The organism is Sphingomonas molluscorum, assembly GCF_039522995.1.
GTDB classification, from domain to species: Bacteria; Pseudomonadota; Alphaproteobacteria; order Sphingomonadales; family Sphingomonadaceae; genus Sphingomonas; species Sphingomonas molluscorum.
Map to the genome: position 1 here is coordinate 1 of NZ_BAAAEL010000027.1, position 3834 is coordinate 3834.

Genomic DNA, 3834 nt, shown 5'->3' on the forward strand with positions numbered 1-3834 from the left:
ATACCGCTCAATCCCGAGAACGGGCCAAACGAAGCGTCCAGGCCCGAGCATGTTCATCACGCTCGCGGCGTCCTCGACGCCTTCGGCGAGGCGGAGTGTGCCGTCGAGCGGGAGGCCGCCCCAGCGGACCGCGCCGACACCGGGGTTGCCGAGCATCCGCTTCGGCTCATCGAAGTCGGCCTTCCAAAGCCCGTCCGGGCGCAGGAAGGTTCGGTGGATGGCGACGACACCGGAGTCCTCCTCGACGGGCACGATCAGCGCCGGAGCGAACGCCTTGGCGGCGCCGGCGCCGCATTGGCAGCGCGGATCGAAGCGGGCGTTGATGCCGTCGGGGATGATACGGCGACCCTTGCGCATGTAGCGATCGGCGAGGGTGCCGGCGAAGGGCTCAGCGTGTCGCCAGACCGCGAGCGCGAGCTTGTTGAGGTCGGCCTTAATCTCCTGGCGCTGGCCCGGGTCATGGTCGTTGGGCGCAAGGATCTTGCCCGAGCGCAGCGCCGACATGATCGCGTCGGCGGTGCATCCGGCGAAGCAATGGAAGAGGACGGCCCGGTCGCCGACGCGGACCGACAAGCTGGCCTTGCCGTCGGCGTGCGCTGGGCAGCGGCACATGGCGAAATCGCCCTGCCATTTCCCCCCGAGCTGGCGAACGATCTGATCGGCCTGGTCTGCGACCGATGATGCGGCATATCGTGCCATCGCTGGACTCCTCTCAGACAGCTTGCATACTCGGTAACGCAGGGGTGCAAGGCTGCACCAGCGAAAACAATACAAATCGCTATATGACGGATGACATGGAATTAGAACTGCTTCTGGAACGAGACCTGACGACGATGCGCCCTCCCGGAGGGAGTATCACCGACGCGCATGTGTGCCAGCAGGAGTCCGGTAAGTGGCACATCAATGTCCGCGTGAGCTGGCGTGGAACGGCGCTGTTTCATGTCGGCTTTTACGACAAGAAGCGCATCCGCCTCTATAAGAAGGTATCTTCGGCGCTGCGTCACATCATCGTCAGCTACGGATATGATGGTGTCATCTACGTCCATCCTTCCCCCGGCTTGAAAGACGACGCGGCCTTTTAGCGCGGGACGCTGAACCAGCCAGAATGAACCTAATGTCATTTTCCGCATAGGCATTTGCCAAAAGCATGATATTCGTCTCCGCCATATAGGAGCGAAAACATGCTAAATCGCTTGTGTTCCTCACTAGCCGCCGTGGCGTTCGCAACGGCCTCGATCGCGACGACGCCTGCGCGCGCATCCGATTCCACCTGGGCGTGCGAAGTGCTGCTGTGCGCGAGCAACCCGGGCGGGTGGATGCAGTTCGCCGAGTGCGTGCAGCCGATCCATCAGCTCCTTGAGCACCTGGCCTTCGGCGGCGGCTTTCCGACCTGTAGCGCGGGCGGGGTTCGCAAGGCGGACTACACGAAGCCGAAGAACGGCCGTCCCGGCTACGTTGTGATGACGATGACCGACGGCACCCGAACGCGCTATACCGTCCCCACGGCGGCGCAGGTGGCCGAAGCGAAGGGCACGGCGCAGCCGGGCGGTCCGCTCGGCTCAAAGACATTGGAGCAGTAATGACGCTCCCCGCCGCGGTCATCATGGGTCTCGCGGCGCAATGCGCGCCTAGTGTGGCACCCGCGACTATCGCGGCGATCGTCCAGACGGAAAGCCGAGGGTTTGAACTGGCGATTGGGGTCAACGGCCTCGCACGCCAGCCCGCGCCAGCGACGAGCGTGGCGCAGGCCATCGAGATCGCCCGCTACTATGTCGGCAAGGGCTATTCGGTCGATCTCGGCCTCGGACAGATCAACTCGCGGAACATGAAGGCCCTCGGCCTGACTTGGGACAACGTGTTCGATCCCTGCACCAACATCGCCGCGGCGGGCGCAGTGCTGTCCGGCAACTATCGGAGTGTGCGCGCGGGGCTCCACCCCCAGCGCGCGCTTCGCATCGCCCTGTCCATGTATAACACCGGGTCGCAGTCGCGTGGCTTCTCCAACGGCTATGTCGGGAAGGTAGTCGGCAACGCCGGCTTCGCCGACGGCATCCAGCCTGTCGCCTTGCGTGTGAGCGCGTTCACCGCCGCAACAGATACCAGCGAAGGATCGAGCCCGGCTGCGCAGCTCGACGCGCTGGTCGAGGAAAACACGTCCGCTGCGGGGCAGTCGAAAGCTGCGCCACTCCCACCGCCGCCATCGTGGGACGTGTTTGCGAGGGCGGAATATGAGCGAGCGCGGCTCGCCGGAGAAGGAGAAAACCGATGACTCTCGCATCTTTCGGTGGGCCGGCGCTGGCCCTCCGAGCCCATGTCACCAGCTACGTCGACGCGATGACCCCGTGCCAGCGAAAGGTGTCGCGGGTGCTGTCGATGTTCAGCCTGGTCGCGTTGACCTCGCTGCTGTCGGCCGAGCCGGCGTTCGCGCAAACCAATCTAGAGAGCTTCGGCAACGCGGTCCTCGGCCTGCTGAGCAACGGCCTCCTGCGCATCGTCGCGATTCTCGCGCTGATTGCGGCGGGCTTCGGGTGGCTGACGGGTCGGGTCAATACCGGGGCGCTCGTCACCGTCATCATCGGCATCGCGATCATCTTCTCGGCGCCGTGGATCGTCGATCAGCTCCAGGGCTGATCTTCATAAAAGCGGGGCGTCCCCCACGCCCCGCTTCCGCCTGTGTTTCGTGGAGTGCGTAGCGTGGACGAAGAACGGGAAGTGATGGCGCGCAACACGCTGTTCCTAGCGGTGACGCGGCCCGCGCTGTTCGCGGGCATCCCGATCGAGGCGGCCGTAGTGATCCTGCTGTCCTCGGTGATTACGCTGATCGGCACCTCGAACCCCATCTATGGCTTTGTCGTCGCCGCGGTGATGTTCGGAATCTCGCGCCTCGTGGTGCGGCACGACGTCAACGCCTTCCGGCTGATCTTCCTATGGGGCCGCACCAAGGCGGCCAACCGCAACCGCGTCTTTTGGGGCGGGTCGAGCTACACGCCGCTCCCCCTGAAAGGCATCAAGCGAAAGGGGTTCGGCCGCAATGGCTAGGGCCAATCGCCTGTCCGAACAGGTGCCGATGAAGGTCGCGCTCAAGGAAGTGATGCCGACCAAGTTCCTGCCATATGCGCGGCACGTCACCGACGAAGTGGTGGTGCTTGATTCCGGCGCGATCATGCTGACGTTCGAGCTGCAAGGCCGGGCTTTCGAGACGGCCGACGTGCGCGACCTGAACGATTGGCACGCCAAGCTCAACGGGATGCTGCGCAACCTGCACGACGATCGGCTGTCGATCTGGACGCACCTCGTCCGCGCGCGCGTCGAGCAATATCCGGGCGGCAACTTTCGATCCCGCTTCGCGCGGGATCTCGATGCCGCCTATTTCGGGCGGATGAACAAGGAGCGGATGTTCATCAACCGCTTCTTCGTGACGCTGGTGCTGCGGCCGTCGGTCCACGGCGCCGACAAGCTCGTCCAGCTCTTCAAGAACAAGGCGCGGGCGGAGACGGAAGCCGACGCGATCGACGCCGATCTGCTGGAGGCGCTGGAGGACAAGGCGCGCGATTTCGAGAAGCTGATGGATCGCTGCTCGCCGCGCCGGCTGTCGATCTACGGGCACAACGGCCTCAAGTTCTCGGAGACGATGGAGGTCGCGGAAATGGTGATGACGGGCCGGCATCGCCGCGTCCCGATCATCCGGGGGCACCTCGGCAGCGCCCTCTATCGCCAGCGCGTCGTGTTCGGCGGGGAGACGGTAGAGGTCCGCGACGCCGATCGCAGCTTCTTCGGCGGCATTTTCGGCATCCGGGAGTATCCGGCGACCACCACCCCGACGCAGTTCCAATC

7 protein-coding genes are annotated in these 3834 nt (G+C 64.6%); 6 read left to right on the forward strand and 1 reads right to left on the reverse strand.

Going from position 1 to position 3834, the window contains the following annotated elements:
• Positions 1 to 573, reverse strand: a 573-nt coding sequence (locus ABDZ92_RS16875; RefSeq protein ID WP_343764198.1) for a DUF7146 domain-containing protein, incomplete at its 3' end; no start/stop codon positions are given.
• 104 nt (positions 574 to 677) lie between these two features.
• Here ABDZ92_RS16875 and ABDZ92_RS16880 point away from each other — a divergent pair.
• The 6 genes from ABDZ92_RS16880 to ABDZ92_RS16905 all read left to right on the forward strand — a co-directional run.
• The gene (locus tag ABDZ92_RS16880; protein WP_343764201.1) at positions 678 to 1082 is read left to right on the forward strand and encodes a hypothetical protein; all 405 of its coding nucleotides are present in this window, start codon (positions 678 to 680) and stop codon (positions 1080 to 1082) included.
• Between the two features lie 132 nt (positions 1083 to 1214).
• Positions 1215 to 1580 carry a hypothetical protein gene (locus ABDZ92_RS16885; RefSeq protein ID WP_343764204.1) on the forward strand — a complete coding sequence of 122 codons (366 nt, stop codon included), beginning with the start codon at positions 1215 to 1217 and terminating at the stop codon, positions 1578 to 1580.
• A complete protein-coding gene (locus ABDZ92_RS16890; RefSeq protein ID WP_343764207.1) occupies positions 1580 to 2269 on the forward strand; it encodes a lytic transglycosylase domain-containing protein in 690 nt (229 codons plus the stop codon). Before ABDZ92_RS16885 ends, ABDZ92_RS16890 begins: the two co-directional genes overlap by 1 nt.
• On the forward strand, positions 2266 to 2631 hold the full coding sequence (locus ABDZ92_RS16895) for a TrbC/VirB2 family protein (RefSeq protein ID WP_343764209.1): 366 nt from the start codon (positions 2266 to 2268) through the stop codon (positions 2629 to 2631). The genes ABDZ92_RS16890 and ABDZ92_RS16895 overlap by 4 nt, the downstream gene beginning before the upstream one ends.
• Positions 2632 to 2694: 63 nt before the next feature.
• Positions 2695 to 3039: a VirB3 family type IV secretion system protein gene (locus ABDZ92_RS16900; RefSeq protein WP_343764212.1), complete on the forward strand. Its 345-nt coding sequence runs from the start codon at positions 2695 to 2697 to the stop codon at positions 3037 to 3039.
• Positions 3032 to 3834: VirB4 family type IV secretion/conjugal transfer ATPase (locus ABDZ92_RS16905; protein ID WP_486387563.1), on the forward strand; the 803-nt coding region annotated here is incomplete at its 3' end. The genes ABDZ92_RS16900 and ABDZ92_RS16905, both read left to right, overlap by 8 nt.

What these genes read in the sequence shown, in the direction of transcription:
- ABDZ92_RS16880 (WP_343764201.1), top strand. Translation starts at nt 678, where the DNA reads ATGATGCGGCATATCGTGCCATCGCTGGACTCCTCTCAGACAGCTTGC.
- ABDZ92_RS16890 (WP_343764207.1), top strand. Translation starts at nt 1,580, where the DNA reads ATGACGCTCCCCGCCGCGGTCATCATGGGTCTCGCGGCGCAATGCGCG.
- ABDZ92_RS16895 (WP_343764209.1), top strand. Translation starts at nt 2,266, where the DNA reads ATGACTCTCGCATCTTTCGGTGGGCCGGCGCTGGCCCTCCGAGCCCAT.